The organism is Nocardia sp. NPDC059177, from assembly GCF_042755165.1.
Classification (GTDB): Bacteria; Actinomycetota; Actinomycetes; order Mycobacteriales; family Mycobacteriaceae; genus Nocardia.
Genome location: NZ_JBHZBX010000011.1, coordinates 61,866 through 79,006, shown reverse-complemented (window position 1 = coordinate 79,006; position 17,141 = coordinate 61,866). Strand labels below are relative to the sequence as shown.

Annotated in this window: 17 protein-coding genes; 2 read left to right on the top strand and 15 right to left on the bottom strand. The window is 69.8% G+C overall.

Annotated features, from left to right (window positions below):
* Positions 1–6: 6 nt before the first annotated feature.
* The 5 genes from ACFXK0_RS16130 to ACFXK0_RS16110 all read right to left on the bottom strand — a co-directional run bounded on the left by ACFXK0_RS16130 (position 7) and on the right by ACFXK0_RS16110 (position 6,740).
* Positions 7–1,719, bottom strand: a complete 1,713-nt coding sequence (locus ACFXK0_RS16130) for an ABC transporter substrate-binding protein (protein WP_379411056.1) — start codon at positions 1,717–1,719, stop codon at positions 7–9.
* Between the two features lie 23 nt (positions 1,720–1,742).
* On the bottom strand, positions 1,743–2,906 hold the full coding sequence (gene secF, locus ACFXK0_RS16125; RefSeq protein WP_379411055.1) for a protein translocase subunit SecF: 1,164 nt from the start codon (positions 2,904–2,906) through the stop codon (positions 1,743–1,745).
* A complete protein-coding gene (gene secD, locus ACFXK0_RS16120; RefSeq protein WP_379411054.1) occupies positions 2,903–4,648 on the bottom strand; it encodes a protein translocase subunit SecD in 1,746 nt (581 codons plus the stop codon). The genes secF and secD overlap by 4 nt, the downstream gene beginning before the upstream one ends.
* A 103-nt stretch (positions 4,649–4,751) precedes the next feature.
* On the bottom strand, positions 4,752–5,093 hold the full coding sequence (yajC, locus tag ACFXK0_RS16115; protein ID WP_379411053.1) for a preprotein translocase subunit YajC: 342 nt from the start codon (positions 5,091–5,093) through the stop codon (positions 4,752–4,754).
* Between the two features lie 156 nt (positions 5,094–5,249).
* Positions 5,250–6,740: a flavin-containing monooxygenase gene (locus ACFXK0_RS16110; RefSeq protein ID WP_379411052.1), complete on the bottom strand. Its 1,491-nt coding sequence runs from the start codon at positions 6,738–6,740 to the stop codon at positions 5,250–5,252.
* Positions 6,741–6,891: 151 nt separating this feature from the next.
* Here ACFXK0_RS16110 and ACFXK0_RS16105 point away from each other — a divergent pair, with 151 nt between their 5' ends.
* Entirely contained in the window at positions 6,892–7,470 is a 579-nt protein-coding gene (locus tag ACFXK0_RS16105; protein ID WP_379411051.1) for a DivIVA domain-containing protein, read from the top strand.
* A gap of 8 nt (positions 7,471–7,478) precedes the next feature.
* Here the strand turns inward: ACFXK0_RS16105 and ACFXK0_RS16100 are convergent, their stop codons facing one another.
* From ACFXK0_RS16100 to ruvC, 4 genes are read right to left on the bottom strand one after another with little or no spacing between them, the layout of a single operon-like run.
* Complete coding sequence (locus ACFXK0_RS16100; protein ID WP_379411050.1) at positions 7,479–7,991, bottom strand: GtrA family protein; 513 nt, start codon at positions 7,989–7,991, stop codon at positions 7,479–7,481.
* 52 nt (positions 7,992–8,043) lie between these two features.
* A complete protein-coding gene (gene ruvB / locus ACFXK0_RS16095) occupies positions 8,044–9,126 on the bottom strand; it encodes a Holliday junction branch migration DNA helicase RuvB (protein ID WP_379411049.1) in 1,083 nt (360 codons plus the stop codon).
* Between the two features lie 3 nt (positions 9,127–9,129).
* Complete coding sequence (ruvA, locus tag ACFXK0_RS16090; RefSeq protein ID WP_379411048.1) at positions 9,130–9,729, bottom strand: Holliday junction branch migration protein RuvA; 600 nt, start codon at positions 9,727–9,729, stop codon at positions 9,130–9,132.
* On the bottom strand, positions 9,726–10,295 hold the full coding sequence (ruvC, locus tag ACFXK0_RS16085) for a crossover junction endodeoxyribonuclease RuvC (protein WP_379411184.1): 570 nt from the start codon (positions 10,293–10,295) through the stop codon (positions 9,726–9,728). The genes ruvA and ruvC overlap by 4 nt, the downstream gene beginning before the upstream one ends.
* A 334-nt stretch (positions 10,296–10,629) precedes the next feature.
* On the opposite strand from ruvC, the gene ACFXK0_RS16080 reads away from it, so the two are divergent.
* Entirely contained in the window at positions 10,630–11,130 is a 501-nt protein-coding gene (locus tag ACFXK0_RS16080; protein ID WP_379411047.1) for an SRPBCC domain-containing protein, read from the top strand.
* Between the two features lie 62 nt (positions 11,131–11,192).
* On the opposite strand, the gene ACFXK0_RS16075 is transcribed toward ACFXK0_RS16080, so the two are convergent.
* The 6 genes from ACFXK0_RS16075 to ACFXK0_RS16050 form a co-directional block, all read right to left on the bottom strand.
* A complete protein-coding gene (locus tag ACFXK0_RS16075; RefSeq protein ID WP_379411046.1) occupies positions 11,193–11,948 on the bottom strand; it encodes a YebC/PmpR family DNA-binding transcriptional regulator in 756 nt (251 codons plus the stop codon).
* 93 nt (positions 11,949–12,041) lie between these two features.
* A complete protein-coding gene (gene pdxT, locus ACFXK0_RS16070) occupies positions 12,042–12,659 on the bottom strand; it encodes a pyridoxal 5'-phosphate synthase glutaminase subunit PdxT (protein ID WP_379411045.1) in 618 nt (205 codons plus the stop codon).
* Positions 12,660–12,741: 82 nt separating this feature from the next.
* The gene (locus ACFXK0_RS16065; protein WP_379411044.1) at positions 12,742–13,563 is read right to left on the bottom strand and encodes an acyl-CoA thioesterase; all 822 of its coding nucleotides are present in this window, start codon (positions 13,561–13,563) and stop codon (positions 12,742–12,744) included.
* Between the two features lie 85 nt (positions 13,564–13,648).
* Positions 13,649–14,149, bottom strand: coding sequence for a hypothetical protein (locus tag ACFXK0_RS16060; protein ID WP_379411043.1), 501 nt, complete (start codon positions 14,147–14,149; stop codon positions 13,649–13,651).
* A gap of 169 nt (positions 14,150–14,318) precedes the next feature.
* Complete coding sequence (locus tag ACFXK0_RS16055; protein WP_379411042.1) at positions 14,319–16,271, bottom strand: nucleotidyl transferase AbiEii/AbiGii toxin family protein; 1,953 nt, start codon at positions 16,269–16,271, stop codon at positions 14,319–14,321.
* Between the two features lie 45 nt (positions 16,272–16,316).
* Positions 16,317–17,117: an inositol monophosphatase family protein gene (locus tag ACFXK0_RS16050; RefSeq protein ID WP_379411041.1), complete on the bottom strand. Its 801-nt coding sequence runs from the start codon at positions 17,115–17,117 to the stop codon at positions 16,317–16,319.
* Positions 17,118–17,141 lie beyond the last annotated feature (24 nt).

Here is a 17,141-nt window from a genome sequence, read left to right as displayed (position 1 = left end):
GTCCACTCACCGCTGCAACACCCAGCGATCCATGTTCCACCCGGTACCGGCCTGTGTCGGCCCGGCGATCCCGTTCTGCATGCCGTTGCCGAAGGCGATGGTGCGCGGCGTGGCGAACAACGGAATGCTCGGCAGCTGCGCCCACAGCAGATTCTCGGCCTCGGTGAGCAGATCCAGCGTCACGGCCGAGTTGGCCTCGCCCGCAAGCTGATCGGTGATGGCATCGTAGCGACCGTTCGCGAAGCCGCCGACATCGAGCCCGCTACCGGCCCGCAACGCCGCGAACGCGGCGACGTTCGTCGTGGATCCGGCCGGTCCCGGCGCCCCGCCCGGCCCGGCGAGCACGGCGTCGACCGCGCCCTCGGCGAGCTTGCGCGGCGTGAAATCCGGTGCGCCCGCGTCGACCACGGTGATCCCCGCGCCCCGGCAGGACTCGGCGATCATCGCCACGGTCTGCGCCCGGCGCGCGTCCGGGGTCCGGTAACCGATCCGCACGGTCGGCTGGGCGGCACCCGCGGAGGCCAGTGTGGCGGTGGCGGCGGGGATGTCGGCGCCCCGGTACTGGTCGGCGGCACCGGCCACCGCGGCGTAGTACAGCGAATCCTGCTGCACGACATGGGTGTTCAGCGGTCCGGCACCGAGGCCGTGTTCGACCGGTTCGGCCGGCTTGCCCAGGGTGTCGAACAGCGCCTGGCGCGGCACGCACTGCGCGAACGCGCGGCGCACCTCCGCGGGCCCGAACACTCCCCCGCTGGCGAGGATCAGCTGTTCGGCACCGCGTCCGGGGACGGTCCGCGTGTCGAATCCGTCGAGGTCGAGCTCCGCGACCGAGCCCGCGCCCACGTCGACGACGCCCAGCGCGTTCTCCTTCGCCTTGGCCGCGTAGTCGGTGCCCCTTGGCCACACCACGATCCGGCTGGTCTTCGGGGCAGCGCCCCACCATTTCTCGTTGGCGACGAGCACCAAACCGTCCTGCGCGCCGAAGGATTCGATCCGGTAGGGCCCCGAGGACGGGAACTTCGCCAGATCCAGCGCACCGGGCGCCATGGTCCAGCCCGCGTTCCAGAAGTCGGCGATCCGGCCGACCACGGCGCCGTCACCGGTCCGCAGCGCGTCCACCACGTTCGGCACGCCAACGGCCTGGGCCACCACGTGCGCGGGCATCAGCTCGCCTGCGGTGAACAGGGTGCGCCAGGGCAGGTAGTGCTTGCCGGGCCGGAACACCACGGTGGCGTCCTTGGATCCGGGCTGGCAGTCGACCCGTTCGATGTCCTCGTAGCCTGCGGTGCTCGCCGCGTCGAACAGCGGCACCTGGCCGTTGTCACCGGGCCGGGTGAACCGGCCCGAGCGCGCCGACCAGGCCAGCACCAGATCGTCGCAGGAGGTGCTCACCCCGTCGGAGTACACCCCGTCCGGATTGAGCCGGTACTGCACCGTCTGGGTCTCGCCGGGCACCTCCTTGGCCGTGCCCGCGTCGGTGTCGGCTACCTGCTGGCCATCGGGTCCGGTGTAGAAGAACCCGGTGAGCACCCGACCGAACACGGCCGTGGCGCCGCTGGTCGCGCCGAGCGTGCTGCCGCCGTTGTAACTGGCGATCGTCGCGTCCACGGCGTACCCGATGGAGGGCACCTGGTTCTTGCTCGAACATCCGGCCACGACACCGGTGGCCACCGCCGCCGTGGCCACCGTGGCGATCAGTCGAATCGTGCTGCGTCGCATGGTGAGACCCCCTGCTGTCGCCGTCAGTGCCTTCTCTGCCGCTTTCCGCTCGGGCGCGCACCCGGCCGGGGCGCGCCCGCGTCGACCGGTCGTGGACCACGCGGCGCACCGGCGGACACCGGTACCCGGGTGTCACCGGCGGCGCGCTTGGCGAGCACCTTCTTGGTGTGCGCGGCCACCGGGCCCCAGCGTTCCTTGATCGACACCAGCACCGGCACGGCCAGGAAGATCGACGAGTAGGCGCCGACGATCATGCCGACCAGCTGCACCAGCGCCAGGTCCTTGAGGGTGCCGACGCCGAGCAGCCACACCGCGATCACCAGCATGCCGATGATCGGCAGGATGCCGATGACGGTGGTGCTGATCGAGCGCATCAGGGTCTGGTTGGCGGCCAGGTTGGCCTGTTCGGCGTAGGTGCGTTTGTTCAGGTGCAGGACGCCGCGGGTGTTCTCCTCGACCTTGTCGAAGACGACCACGTTGTCGTAGAGCACGTAACCGAGGATCGTGAGCAGACCGATCACCGCGGCCGGGGTCACCTCGAACCCGACCAGCGAGTAGATGCCGGCGGTGACGATCAGGTTGAAGAACAGCGACACGATCGCCGCGATCGACATGTCGCGTTCGAAGCGGATGGCGATGTAGATCATCGTCAGCAGCACGAACACCACCAGCGCGATCAGCGCCTTCTGGGTGATCTGACCGCCCCAGGTCTCGCTGATCTCGGCGATGCTGATCGCGTCGACGCTGACCTCGGTGCCGGATTCCTGGGTGAGCAGCGTGCGCAGCGATTCCTGCACCTGCGCGGTCTGGTCGCGGTCCAGGGTCTCCGAGCGCACCTGGATGGTGGCCGAGTCACCGGAGCCGACCTGCTGCACCGAGACCGGGCCGTGGCCCAGGGCGGCGGCGTAGGTGTCCTCCACCTGCTGGGTGGTGACATCGGCGGCGGGCACCTGGATACGCGAGCCACCGGCGAAGTCGATACCGAGGGTGAATCCGCGCAGCCCGATGCTGAGCGCCGAGATCAGCAGCAGCACTGCCGCCACCCCGTAGAAGAACTTGCGCTTGCTGACGATCGGGAAGCCACCGGTACCGGTGTAGAGACGTTCGAAGAAACCGTGCTTCGGGCCCTGGGTGGGCTCGGCCTTGTCCAGGAACACCGACTCGTCGGTGGGCTTGTCGTTGCTCATCGAGACATCTCCTTCGGCCGGGACTGCCCGGCGCCGCGCTCCCTGGCGATCTGCTGCATCGACCCCAGCCCGTTCACCGACGGCTTGGCCCAGAACGGCGAGCGCGCGGCGAGCATCATCAGCGGGGCGGTGACCAGGTAGAGCACGATCACGTCGAGGACGGTGGTGACACCGAGGGTGAAGGCGAAGCCCTTCACCTGGCCTGCGGCGAGCAGGTACAGCACGACCGAGGCGATCAGGCTGACCGTCTTACCGGAGAGGTTGGTGCGCTGGGCGCGGGCCCAGCCGCGCGGCACGGCCGAGCGGAAGCTGCGGCCCTCGCGCATCTCGTCCTTGATGCGTTCGAAGAACACCACGAACGAGTCGGCGGTCAGGCCGATACCGATGATCAGACCGGCGATCCCGGCCAGGTCGAGGGTGAACCCGATCCAGCGCCCGAGCAGCACGATGATGCCGTAGACGGCGACACCGGCCGCGATCAGCGAGAACCCGGCCAGCAGGCCGAGCATCCGGTAGACGAACAGGCAGTACAGCAGCACCGCGATCAGGCCGACCGCGCCGGCCAGCAGACCGGCCTTGAGCGAGGACAGGCCCAGCGTCGCCGAGACCGTCTCGGCCTCGGAGGTCTGGAACGACAGCGGCAGCGAACCGTACTTGAGCGTGTTGGCCAGCTCGGCGGCGCTGTCGGCGGTGAAGCTGCCCGAGATCGAGGTGCGGCCGCCCAGCTGCGGGCCCTGCTGCACCTGCGGCGCGCTGACCACCTGCGAGTCGAGCACGAAGGCCACCCGCTTGTACACGTACTCGCCGGTCAGGTCCGCCCACGCGTCGGCGCCGGCGGACCGGAATTCCAGGTTCACCTCGTGGCGGGCCTGCTGGGAGTTCAGGCCGGAGGTGGCGTCGGCGATCTCCTGGCCGTCGATGCGGCTGGGGCCGAGCAGGAACACCTCGGTGCCGTCCTGCGAGCAGGTGACCAGCGGCAGGGCCGGGTCGTCGTTGCCGGCCAGCGGGTCGGGCACGGTGCAGTCCATGCTCGCCATGGCGAGCTGCTGGGTGGCCTGATCGGTGCTCTGGCGCAGCGCCTTGGCGTCGGCGATCTCCTTGGCCTGCTGCTCGGCGGCGCTGGGGGCACCGGGCGCGGGCGTCGGCGTGGGTGCCTGGGCCGGGAACACCCGCGACTGCGGGGCCGGGGTGGTCGGCTCGCCCGCCGCCGGGGCGTTCGGGTCGGCGGTGGGCGCCGGAGTCTCGGCGGGAGTCTCGCCGGGCGCCGGCGTCTCGGAGGCCGGGGTTTCACCAGGCGCGGGTGTCTCGGTGGCCGGGGTTTCACCGGGCGCCGGCGTCTGCGGCGTGGTGCCGCCCGCCTGCGGCTGGGTGGCGGCCAGCACCGGCCGGATGTAGAGCTTGGCCGTGGTGGCCAGCGCACGGGCCTGCTGGCCGTCCTCGCCGGGCACCGTGATGACGAGGTTGTCGCCGTCGATGACCACTTCGGAGCCGGAGACGCCGAGACCGTTGACGCGGTTCTCGATGATCTCCTGGGCCTTCTTCAGGCTGTCCTGGCTGGGCTGGCTGCCGTCGGGGGTGCGCGCGGTCAAGGTGACGCGGGTACCGCCCTGCAGGTCGATGCCGAGCTTGGGCGTGGGGGAATGGTCACCGGTGAAGAACACCAGCGCGTAGATCACGGCCAGCAGCGCGGCGTAGACGCCGAGCAGCCGGAACGGATGCGCCGATCCCTGGGAAGGTGGCACAGCAGGTCATCTCCTAGGCGGAAGTCGAGGATGGATCGGTGGGCACAGCGGTGCCCGGCCGGGCACACGACGACGGCGCGCGACCCGGCGGGGGTGGCACAGGTCAGTCCTTGGTCAGCCGGGTCTCGGTCTGCTCCGGGGCTTCCTCGACCGGGGCGTCGGTCACGTCGGGGGTCTCGTCGGCGGCCTGCTCCTCGGCACGCACCTCACGGATCGCCTGGCGCAGCCAGGTGGTGACGACATCCTCGGCGATCTCCAGGTCGACGCTGGCTTCGTCGAGGTCGACGACGGTGCCGTACAGACCGGAGGTGGTGATCACCTGATCGCCGACCTTCAGCCCTTCCTGCATGCTCGAGACCTTCTCGGCCTCCCGCTTCTGTTTGCGGATACCGAAGAACATCGGCACGAGCAGGGCCAGGATCAGCAGCGGAAACAGGAAGTCCATCGTCGAAGTCAGTCCCTAGTCAGTGGGTGGACGTGCAAGTACGCCTGACAGTCTGCCAGTTCTCCGCCGCGCCGACACACCGGACACCGCCACGCGGGCGAAAACGGCCCCGGTCCGCGTGGGTGCGGACCGGGGCCGGTGGCCTCGGACGGCCGTTCAGGCGGTGCGGCCGTAGGTGTAGTCGTCGAGCGGGAAGGTGACCGCCTCGTGGTGCGCGCTGGCGGTGCTGGTCGGGCGCAGCAGCGCCGCCTCCCCGTGCTGGTTGAAGTAGTAGCTGCGCGCGGTGGAGCAGTCGCCGCCGTAGAACACCGAGGCGCCCAGCTTCGCGGTGACCCGGTCGAGGAATGCGGCGTTGGCCCGCTCGGTGACCTCGAAGGTGTCCTCGCCGCGCCGGAACAGCTCGGTGAACAGCCTGCCCATGTGCTTCATCTGGGCCTCGATGGTGGTGAAGTAGGACAGCCCGCTGTAGGAGTACGGGCTGTTGAGGCTGAGGAAGTTGGGGAATTTGGGCACGGTGATGCCCTCGTAGGCCTGGAAACGGTTGTCGCGCCAGAATTTCCCGAGATTCACCCCGTCGCGCCCGACGATCTCGATGGCCGGGAAGTTCACGTCCCACAGGTTGAAGCCGGTGGCCAGCAGCAACGTGTCGATCTCGGTCTTGTGCCCGTCGGCGGTGACGATGCCGTCGGGTTCGATGTGGTCGATCGAGTTGGTCTCGAGCCGCACGTGCGGCTGGTTGAAGGTCTTGAAGTACTGGTTGGAGAAGGTGGGCCGTTTGCAGCCGAAGTCGTAGTGCGGGGTCAGCCGCGCTCTGGTCTGCGGGTCACGGACCTGCGCGAACAGGTGTGCCTTGGCCAGCGCGGCGGCGGCCTTGTTGAGCGGTTTGGCCTGCGCGTAGTGCAGCACGCCGACCACCATGAGCGCCTCGAGCATGCCGGTGTTGACCAGGCGGGCGGCCTTCTGGGTCAGCGGCACCTTGGCGAAGAGCTGCTGGACCGCGCCCGGGATCGGCGCGTCGATCTTGGGCACCACCCAGATCGGCGTGCGCTGGAAGACGGTCAGCTCGGCGACCCGCTCGGCGACCTCGGGCACCAGCTGGACCGCGGTGGCGCCGGTGCCGATGATCGCGGCCTTGCGCCCGGTCAGGTCGTAGGAGTCGTCCCAGGCGGTGGTGTGGATGATCTTGCCGGCGAAGGATTCGATGCCGGGGAACGGCGGGGTGTAGGGCTGGGACAGGAACCCGGTGGCGGTGAGCAGGTAGCGCGCGGTCAGGGTCTGCCCGCCGGCGATGCTCACCACCCAGTGCTGGTTGTCCTCGTCCCAGCGCGCGCCGTCGACGACGGTGCCGAACCGCATCCGCCCGCGCAGGTCGTACTTGTCGGCCACGTGCTCGGCGTATTTCTTCAGCTCGGCGCCCGGGGCGAAGAGTCTGCTCCAGAACGGGTTCGGCTCGAAGGAATAGGAGTAGGTGACCGAGGCGATGTCGACCGCCAGGCCTGGGTACCGGTTCACATGCCAAGTACCGCCCAGGTCGTCCTCCCGCTCCAGGATGACGAAATCGCGCAGACCGAGCCGGTCGAGTTCGATGGCGGCGCCGATGCCACCGAAACCCGCCCCCACCACGACCGCGTCCAGTTGAGGTGCCATGACCGACCTCCCAGCGAAACAAGTGTCTGTTACAAGATGACACACTATTGTACCGGTGTACAGTCACGCCCGGCGGCGACTGTTCCCCAGCGATGTCCGTACCGCCCGGCCGTGCCGAAAACCCCTGGGATAGAAGGACACTCCTGACACAATGACCGCTGTGACGCCCGACGATGTGAGCCGCACCCACTTCGCCATGCCGACGCTGGGGCATCGCGGCTACCACGCAGACGAGGTCGACGCCTTCCTGGAACTGGTCTCGGCCACCCTGGACGGTCAGGGCGCACTCACCGCCGACGACATCCGTCACGTGCATTTCGGCGCACCCCGTTTCGGTGGGCGCGGCTACCAGGCCGATCAGGTCGACGACTTCCTCGACCGGGTCCGCACCGAACTGGAATACCGCCAGAAGGGCGGCGCGCCCGTGCCGGCCGCGCGGACCGGCGACGATCTGGCCGAGATGCTCACCCCCGACGACGTGCACCGGATGCGGTTCAGCATGTCCGCGGTGGGCAGGCGCGGCTATCACGAGGACGAGGTCGACGCGTTCCTCGACCTGGTCGCGGCGACCCTGGCCCACAACGGGCCGGGCAGTCTCACCGCCGCCGATGTGCGCAGCGTGCGGTTCACCGACGCGCGGCTGAGTACCCGCGGCTATTCCCGCGAGGAGGTCGACGCCTTCGTCGACCTGGTGATCACCGCGCTCGATCGCGCCGAACGGCGGAGCTGAACCAACCCCTACCCCTGGATGCTCTGCAGTTCAGCGGCGCGCAGGTCGTCGGGGAAGACGTAGCGGCGGAACGCCCAGAAGCGGAACGCCATCGCCAGCAGGACGCCGAGGATCTGGCCGCTGGTGAAGTTGGCGACCATCTGCACCGTCGGACCCACATGCGGCACACGCAGATTCAGCACGTACAGCGACAGTGCCTGCGGGATCATGGTGACCACGATGCCCAGCGCGCTCACGGTGAAGAACAGCGCGGCCTCGTGGCTGCGCTGGCGCCCGCCGCGGGCCCGGAAGGACCATTCGCGGTTGAGGATGTAGGAGGCGATGGTCGCGATCAGCGCGCCGAGCAGCCGCGCGGTCAGCGGCTTGTCGCCGAGGACGGTCAGCTTCACCGCGTAGACCACGCCGGTGTCGATGAACCAGGTGATCGCGCCGACGACCGCGAATTTCAGGAGTTCCCGGTGCTTCAACAGCAGGGAACGCAACGGCTCGGGAAGACGCTGCACCACCGCATGGACTGCCACCACGCCGACAGTAGACGACCGCGGCGCGCCGTGCCCACCGGGTCCGGGCGGGTCAGTCCAGCAGTTCCGCGCTCGGTTGCGGTTCGCGCCCACGCACTTCGATCGCACCGATGACCAGATCCGGCGGCGGCACCAGGCCCAGATGTTCCCAGGCGGCGGCGGTGGCGACGCGTCCGCGCGGGGTGCGCGCGACGAGTCCGGCGCGCACGAGGAACGGTTCGCACACCTCCTCGACGGTGGCCGCTTCCTCGCCGACGGCGACGGCCAGGGTCGAGACACCGACCGGTCCCCCGCCGAAGCCGCGCACCAGCGCGCCGAGCACCGCGCGGTCGAGCCGGTCCAGGCCGAGCGCGTCGACGTCGTAGACCTCGAGCGCCGCGCAGGCGATCTCGGTGGTGACGACGCCGTCGGCTCTGACCTCGGCGAAGTCACGTACCCGGCGCAGCAGCCGGTTGGCGATGCGGGGGGTGCCGCGCGAGCGTCCGGCCACCTCGGCGGCGGCCGCGTGGTCGATCCGCACGCCGAGGATGCGCGCCGAACGTTGCAGGATCCGCAGCAGTTCGGCGGGTTCGTAGAAGTCCATGTGGCCGGTGAAGCCGAAGCGGTCGCGCAGCGGGCCGGTCAGCGCGCCGGCCCGGGTAGTGGCGCCGACCAGGGTGAACGGGGCGATGTCGAGCGGGATCGAGGTGGCGCCGGGCCCTTTGCCGACGACCACGTCGACGCGGAAGTCCTCCATCGCCAGGTACAGCATCTCTTCGGCGGGCCGGGCCATCCGGTGGATCTCGTCGATGAACAGCACATCGCCTTCGACCAGGTTCGACAGCATCGCGGCCAGATCGCCGGCGCGTTCCAGGGCGGGCCCGGAGGTGATCCGCAGGGCGGTGCCGAGTTCGGTGGCGATGATCATCGCCATGCTGGTCTTGCCGAGACCGGGCGGGCCGGAGAGCAGGACGTGGTCGGGGGTGGCGCCGCGCAGCCGGGCACCGCGCAGCACCAGGGCCAGTTGTTCGCGCACGCGCGGCTGGCCGATGAAGTCGTCGAGCGAGGTGGGGCGCAGGCCGGTCTCGGTCTCGCCGTCGGAGTGCAGATAGCTCGCGGTGACGGCGGATTCGTCGGCGTCGAAATCGGAATCCATGGCCTACCTGTTCTTGCCGAGCAGGCCGAGCGCGGCGCGCAGGGCCACCGAGGTGGTCGCGGCGGGCTGTTCGGCGAGCACGGTGTCGACGGCCTGTTCGGCCTGTTTGGCCGGGAAGCCCAGGCCGACGAGCGCCTCGGCGACCTGGTCGCGCACCGGCGTGATCGGGGCCTGCGCACCGGGCGGACCGGCCGGGACGGGCACCAGGTTCACCTTGTCGCGCAGTTCGACGACCATGCGTTCGGCGCCGCGCTTGCCGATGCCGGGCACCCGGGTCAGCGCGGAGACATTGCTCTCGGCGAGCGCTTTGCGCAGCGCTTCGGGTTCCAGGACGGCCAGGACCGCCATGGCCAGGCGCGGGCCGACACCAGAAACGGTCTGCAGCAGGCCGAACAGGTCGCGGGCCTCGGTGTCGGCGAAGCCGAACAGCGTCATCGAGTCCTCGCGCACGATCATCGCCGTGTACAGCCGGGCGTCCTCCCCGCGGGTGAGCCCGGCCAGCGTCGCCGGCGTGACATTGAGCCGGTAGCCGACCCCGGCGGCCTCGAGCACCACGTGATCGAGCGCGATCTCGAGTACCTCACCGCGTACCGACGCGATCACCCGCGCACCACCTTCCGTTGTTCGGCCAGCCGTTGTTCGTAGCGGCGCCGCACCTCGTCGGCCTGCGCCTGCGCGGCCGCCATCCGGTCCAGCAGCGGCGCCCGCCAACAATGACAGATCGCCAGGGCGAGCGCGTCGGCGGCGTCGGCCGGTTTCGGGGCGACCTGCAAGCCGAGAATCCGGGTCACCATGGCGGTGACCTGCGCCTTGCCCGCGGTGCCGTTGCCGGTGACGGCGGCCTTCACCTCGCTGGGCGTGTGGAAGGCGACCTTGATCCCGCGCCGCGCCGCGGCCAGTGCGATCACGCCACCCGCCTGCGCGGTCCCCATCGCGGTCCGCACGTTGTGCTGGGCGAAGACTCGTTCGATGGCGACGGCTTCGGGACGGTGCGTGTCCATCCACTCCTCGGCGGCATCGGCGACCGCCATCAGCCGCAGCGCCAGCTCCGCCTCCGGCGGCGTCCGCACCACCCCGACATCGAGCGCGACGATTTTGCGCCCCGGTCCGCTGTCGACCATGCTGAGCCCGCACCGGGTGAGCCCGGGATCGACGCCCATCACCCGCACCGGCAGCCCCTTCGAAGACACGAACAGTTGTTCGAAAGTCTAGAGCATTCCGCCGCGACCCCCGACCAGCGACACGAGCCCCTCCTCGTCGAGAACCTCGCCGCCACGCAGGATCCGGCAGCTCAGGCTAGGTCAGCGCCGCGCGGAAGACCGTGAGCGCACGGTCGTCGAACAGCACGAATCGCACCTGCTCCACCTCGGCCCCGGCGGATCGCCTCGATTCGTGTCACAGGTCCATTGTGCTGGCCGCGCCGGGCACGACACCAGCGGATACCGCGGCGTACCGTCGACTGCGTCGCCGATCGTCGCTCCACCGAGCCGAGGAGAACCGCGCATGCCCGTACCCACCGGCGAGGTCCTGCCGACATCCGACGGCCGGGATCTGGTGATCACCCGCTCCCTGGGTCTGCCGATCGAGGAGGTCTGGGCCCGGTTGACCGATCCGCACCTGACCGTGGCCTGGTACGGCACCTGGGAGGGCGACGCGGGCACCGGCAACACCATCCGCGTGCAGATGCGGTTCGAGGAGGGCGAGCCGTGGACCGGGATGAACATCGACGACTGCACGCCGCCGATCCACCTGGGCCTGTCCGCCACCGACCAGATCGGGGTGTGGCAGCTGGAGGTGACGCTGCTCGACACCGGGGCGGCCACCGAGGTCCGTCTGGTCCACCACCTCACTTCGGAGTACCAGCTGACCGAGATCCCGCAGATCGGTCCCGGCTGGGAGTACTACGCGGACATGTTCGTCGCCGCCTGCACCCACACCGAGCGACCGGACTTCGCGGACTACTACCCGGCCATGGCGGGGTACTACGAGAAACGCGCGTCTTAGCCGAAACGTGAACCGCCCCGGCCGATGTCACGGCCGGGGCGGTTTCAGCGTTGTTGCCGGATCTACTCGTCGTCGAGTTCGGCGGCGACCTCGTCGGAGATGTCGACATTGGTGTAGACGTTCTGCACGTCGTCGCTGTCCTCGAGCGCGTCGACCAGCTTGAGCACCTTGCGGGCACCCTCGGCGTCGACCGCGACCGACACCGAGGCCTGGAAGCCGGACTCGGCGGAGTCGTAGTCGATGCCTGCGGCCTGCAGCGCGCTGCGCACGGCGATCAGATCGCCGGGCTCGCTGATGATCTCGAAGGAATCGCCCAGGTCGTTGACGTCTTCGGCGCCCGCGTCGAGGACGTGCTCGAGGATGTCGTCCTCGGACAGGCCGTTCTTGTCGAGGGTCACCACGCCCTTGCGGCCGAACAGGTACGCCACCGAACCCGGGTCGGCCATGTTGCCGCCGTTGCGGGTCATCGCCACGCGGACCTCGCCGGCGGCGCGGTTGCGGTTGTCGGTGAGGCACTCGATGAGCACCGCGACACCGTTGGGGCCGTAGCCCTCGTACATGATCGTCTGCCAGTCGGCGCCGCCGGCTTCCTCGCCGCCGCCGCGCTTGCGGGCACGCTCGATGTTGTCGTTGGGGACCGACGACTTCTTCGCCTTCTGGATGGCGTCGTACAGCGTCGGGTTACCCGCAGGGTCACTACCACCGGTGCGGGCCGCCACCTCGATGTTCTTGATCAGCTTGGCGAAGAGTTTGCCGCGCTTGGCATCGATTCCCGCCTTCTTGTGCTTGGTGGTGGCCCATTTGGAGTGGCCGCTCATGCCCTACTTCCTTCAGGTCGGTTGCGCGTCTGCCCGGGCGGACAAGCTCGAACCAGCCTACTCGGGCCGCGCGCGAGGAGTGGCCGCGGGCGTTCACCGAGACTTGCGGACCAGATCCACGAACAGTTCGTGCACGCGCAGATCGCCGGTGACCTCGGGATGGAAGGAGGTCGCCACGACATCGCCCTGCCGCACGGCCACGATCGTGCCCTGCGCCGGTCCGTGCGGCACCCGCGCCAGCACCTCGACGCCGGGCCCCACCCGCTCGACCCACGGTGCGCGGATGAACACCGCACGCACCGGCGTGTCGAGCCCGGTGAAGTCGAGGTCTGTCTCGAAGGAATCCACCTGGCGGCCGAAGGCGTTGCGCCGCACCGTCATATCGATGCCGGACAGATGCTGGGCGTCGGCCCTGGTGTCGAGCACCTCCGAGGCCAGCAGGATCATGCCCGCGCAGGACCCGAACGCGGGCAGCCCGTCACGCAGCCGCGCGCGCAGGGGTTCGAGCAGGTCGAAGGCCACCAGCAGCTTGGAGATGGCAGTGGACTCACCCCCGGGCAGTACCAGCCCGTCGACGGCGGCCAGCTCGGCCTCGCGCCGCACCAGCACCGGTTCGGCGCCACAGTGCTCCAGCGCGGCAACGTGTTCGCGCACATCACCCTGCAGGGCGAGGACACCGATGGTGGGCCGGTCGGACGGGAATGCGTTCACAGCCGCTGAGCTTACGAGCCGGGCCGATGTGCGCCCGCTCACGGTCACCGTCACGGTGGTGCCGACGGCGGGTGCATTCGCGCTACTGGTGGCGCGGTGTCCGGATCAGGCCCTCCTGGACGACCGCGGCGACCAGGTTGCCCTCGCGATCCCAGATCTTGCCGCCGGTGAGCGCGCGGCCGAAGCCCGCCGAGGGCGAGGACTGGTCGTAGAGCAGCCATTCGTCGGCGCGGAACGGGCGCAGGAACCACATGGCGTGGTCGAGCGAGGCGTTCTGGGTGGGTTCGTCGGGGTGGATCACCTTCGAGGAACCGAGCAGCGTCATATCGCTCATGTAGGCCAGGGTGCACACGTGGAACAGCGGGTCGTCGGGCAGCGCGTGCCGGTAGCGGAACCACACCTGCTGTGGCGAGACCGCGCCGTCGCGCGCGACCACCTGGTCCTGCGGGACGGTGCGGATGTCCCAGTGTTCCCATTCGCGCATCGCCCACAGCCGCTCCGGGCTCATGGTCACGCTGGCGTCGGGCAGGTCGTCGGGACCCTCGAGCTTCGGCATCACATCCTGATGCTCGGGTCCTTCGTCGCCATGATGGAACGAGGCCGACATCATGAAGATCGCCTGCCCGTCCTGGACCCCGGTGACCCGGCGGGTACAGAACGAACGACCGTCCCTGATCCGCTCCACCAGGTACACGGTGGGTTCCTCGGGGTTGCCCGGCCGCAGGAAGTAGCCGTGCAGCGAGTGCACCTGGAAGCTCGCGTCCACGGTACGCACCGCCGACACCAGCGCCTGCCCCGCCACCTGTCCACCGAAGGTGCGCGGTAACTGGGACTCGGTGGACGCACCGCGGAAGATGTCGCGCTCCAGCCGCTCGATCGCGAGCGCCTCTTCGATTGTCGCCATGTGCTCGAGATTATCGCCTCGCCGGCCGGACCACGAAAAACCCCGACCGGACACGAGTCCGATCGGGGTTCGCCGGGTGCGTGACTCAGGCGCAGGCGGCCGACTGCTGGCCGAGGTTGGTCAGCATGGTGCAGGCCCACGCCTTCTGGACCTTCCATTTGCCGTCCTCGGCCACGAACGGCACGTCGACGACATTGGTCTGGCCGTTGATGGTGAAGTCGGCCTTGGCGTTGACGCTGTCGCCGAAGGAGGTCACGTCGGTGACCTTCACCTGCACGCCGGCGTCCTGTGCGGCCACGGCCAGGCGGTTGGGCAGCTCGGGATCGGCCTCGACGCCCTGGACGAAGTCGAGCTTCTGCTCGTTCGGGATCGACGGGTCGAGGGCGGTGGTGAGCTTCTCGTTGAGCTCCTCGACGGTCGGCACCGCGGGAAGGTTCACGGTGGGCGTGCCTGCCGCCGAGCTCTTGGTGCTCGTGGTGGGCTTGGCGACCGTCTCGCCCTTGTCGTCGCTGCACGCGCTCAGTCCGAGCGCGGCAACCACGGCCAGGCCAGCGATCGCCACACGTCCGGTCCTACGAAACTTCATCCACTCGTCCTTCATGTCGGGTCGTTCGTTTCTCACCCTACGGGCGACGGCATCGCACCGTCCGCCCGCACGACGCCCGGCCACGATGCCACGGCGGTGACGCTACCGAGTGAAATTGAGGAAACCCTGAGACACATACAACGACGCTCTGTGGACTTCGTGCCGAGCGTCAGGGCGCGGCAACCGATTCCAGCGCCGCGGCGATCACCGCCGGGTCGACCCGGGCCGGCATCTCACTGTCGGCGGGCACCGGCATCTCGGTCAGCAGCCGCGCCGCCTCGCACAGCGTGCACCGCTGCGGTCCGAGCACCGCGTGCAGGGTGACCAGCCGGAACACCGTGGACTGCGGATACCGGTCGAGCGCAGGTGCCAGCGCGCTCAGCCCGCCCGCGCGGTAGACCTCGCGCAACTCGTCGAGCCGATATCCACAGCGCGCGGTGAGCCGGTCCAGGGCGCCGGCCGTGCCGTCGGGCCGGTGCGCCGCGAGCGCGGTGGCCAGGCGCCAGACGAACGCGTCGTGTTCGTCGGCCAGCAGCGGGTGGTCCTTGGCGAATTCGGGCCAGTCGGCCTCCTGCGCCCAGATCACACCGTCGGCGAAATCGGCTTCCCACGGGCCGTCCTCGGCCTCGGCGGTGACCGCCCGGATCAGCTCGGGCGGCAGCTCGGTGCATTCGGCCAGCAGTACCGCGTCGTAGAGATCCTTGCCCTGCGGGTACCGATCGGTCGCCAGCCACAGCAGTTTCCACGCCAGCGACAGCTGTGGGCTCGCGGTGAGCAGCACCGCGCCCGGTCCGGGCGAGCCGATCCGGGCGACCTCGGCGCGGATCGGCGGTTCCGGCAGCTGCTCGCCGAAGACGAAGTCCAGTTGCACACTGCCACCGGGCACACCGGGTTCGGTACTCGACCAGGGCAGCACCAGCCGGCGGCCGGGCACCCGGTCATAGGTCCAGATCCGGTCCGAGACCGCGCCCGCGGCATCGATGCGCACCGACGACGACGTGCCACACCGCTCGGCGGCGCGGGCGACCTCGTCGAACACGGCGGTGGTGCGCGGGTCCTCCAAGGTCCAGTCCGCGTCCAGCACCACGAAATCCAGATCGCCGGGCTCCCTGGCGTCCTCGCCGAACCAGGCCCGCAGCAGCACGCTGCCGCGCACCATCACCTGCTCGGCCCACCGGGTGGCGGCGAGGCCGGCCAGGACGTGGTCGAGCGCGGCGCGGCGGGCCACCCGCCACTTCCCGGCGATCGTGTCGTCGTCGAAATACGGCTCGCTCAGCCGCACCCCGAACCACCGGTCCGCGTAGGCCGGGTCGAAGACCGGCCGCTGCCCGACCCCGTCGGCGCCGACCGGCAGCAATGTCGCCGGGAACTTGCCCGCGTCGGCGAGTGCCACCGACGGCGGTTCGGCAGGCACCCGCTGCTGCTCGGCCCGCCACGGACCACTGGGAAAGTGCCGCCACGGCGTCGGCGGCAGCGCGCTCGGGTCCTCGGCCAGCCAGCCGTCATCGACCGATTCGTCGCTGTCGTGGACGACGAATTCCCGTTCGGTGGACAGGATCTCGTAGCCGTCCGCACGCAATCGTGCTTCCAGCAGCGACAGCCGGCTGTCCGCGCTGCACGCACCTGTCAGCCGGAACCGCTGGGTGACGAAACGTTCGGTGCGCCCGTCCGGCCTGGTGCGCCAGGCATTAGCGGACACGTGCGCCTGGTGCCCGGCGCAGGCGGCGATCAGCGCCGCCGGTGCCGCGCCGTCGGGCAGCAGCACCTTGATGTGGTGTTCGAAGTACCGGTGTGGCCCCAGCGCGCGTGCCGCCCGATCGGTGGCGGGCACCCCTTTCGCCCACCGATCGGCCTCGATCTTCGTGCGGATCAGCGGGAATCCGGCGGCACGGAGTTCCTCGGCCGCCGACCGCGCTGTCGCGGTGACCGAGGCCAGATCACCGGTGTGACGCAGGGTCAGCATCGGCTGATCGGCCACGCGACCGCGCGCGAGGACGATGTGGGTGAACTTCATCTCCCGTTGCGCGCCATGGCTTTCCAGGGCCGCCAGGACGTCGGGCCCGTCCGCGCGCACGGTCAGATGGATCTCGAAATTGCCGGCGAAGTCGACCTCGGTACTCACTTGTCCATGATCACAGGGCGGGCAACCGGATTTCGCGCCGCACACCTAGCCCGCGGCGCGGATCCCGCGCAGTCCGCCGATCGCCTCGACCAGACGGGCATGGGTTTCGGCGTCGGCGGCGGCGATGAGGCCGTGCGGGGCGGTGTGTAACGGCTGACCCGCTACACCGGTGACGACGCAGCCGGCGGCCTGGCAGATGGCGATGGCGCTGGTGAAGTGCACGCTGTCGCGGAGGTCACCGCCGGTCACATAGGCGGCGCGACGGCCGGCGGCAACCCAGACCAGGGCCAGTGAGGTGGACAGCACACGGGCGTGGAAACGGCCGGCGAAACCGTTCGCGTCGAGCAGGCGCGCCGGCGTCGACCAGGGGAACGGCTGGTCCAGGTCGACGTCGACGAGCCGGCTGTCCGCGCGCGGGGCGAGTGGTTCGTCGCGGCCGTCGCGGCGCACGAACGCACCCTCGTCCGCGGCCCAGAACACCTCGGCGGCAAAGGGATCCGCCGTCGCGGCCGCGCTGACCCGGCCGCCGACCCGCAGGGCGACATTGACCGCGACGAACGAGGTCGCGACCGCGAAATTGCGGGTGCCGCAGAGCGGGTCGACGAACCAGCTGCGGTCGGTGTCCTCGGCGCCGGTGATCCCGGATTCCTCGGCCACGAAACGGTCGCCGGGGCGGGCGGTGGTGAGCAGGTCGAGAATGGCGCGTTCGGCGGCCAGGTCGGCATGGGTGGCGAAGTCGTCGCCGTGCTTGGCGTGCCGGGTGACCGGCTCCCGGAACGCGTCCCGGATCACTCCGGAAGCGACTTGTGTTGCGCGAATAGCGATTTCGATATCGGAGTGGTGCACCTCTTCCAGGCTACGGACCGCGGC

Excerpts from the sequence above, each read along its gene's own strand:
- ACFXK0_RS16130 (WP_379411056.1), bottom strand. The coding sequence starts at position 1,719 with ATGCGACGCAGCACGATTCGACTGATCGCCACGGTGGCCACGGCGGCG.
- secF (WP_379411055.1), bottom strand. The coding sequence starts at position 2,906 with ATGAGCAACGACAAGCCCACCGACGAGTCGGTGTTCCTGGACAAGGCC.
- yajC (WP_379411053.1), bottom strand. The coding sequence starts at position 5,093 with ATGGACTTCCTGTTTCCGCTGCTGATCCTGGCCCTGCTCGTGCCGATG.
- ACFXK0_RS16110 (WP_379411052.1), bottom strand. The coding sequence starts at position 6,740 with ATGGCACCTCAACTGGACGCGGTCGTGGTGGGGGCGGGTTTCGGTGGC.
- ACFXK0_RS16105 (WP_379411051.1), top strand. The coding sequence starts at position 6,892 with ATGACCGCTGTGACGCCCGACGATGTGAGCCGCACCCACTTCGCCATG.
- ruvB (WP_379411049.1), bottom strand. The coding sequence starts at position 9,126 with ATGGATTCCGATTTCGACGCCGACGAATCCGCCGTCACCGCGAGCTAT.
- ACFXK0_RS16080 (WP_379411047.1), top strand. The coding sequence starts at position 10,630 with ATGCCCGTACCCACCGGCGAGGTCCTGCCGACATCCGACGGCCGGGAT.
- ACFXK0_RS16075 (WP_379411046.1), bottom strand. The coding sequence starts at position 11,948 with ATGAGCGGCCACTCCAAATGGGCCACCACCAAGCACAAGAAGGCGGGA.
- ACFXK0_RS16065 (WP_379411044.1), bottom strand. The coding sequence starts at position 13,563 with ATGGCGACAATCGAAGAGGCGCTCGCGATCGAGCGGCTGGAGCGCGAC.
- ACFXK0_RS16060 (WP_379411043.1), bottom strand. The coding sequence starts at position 14,149 with ATGAAGTTTCGTAGGACCGGACGTGTGGCGATCGCTGGCCTGGCCGTG.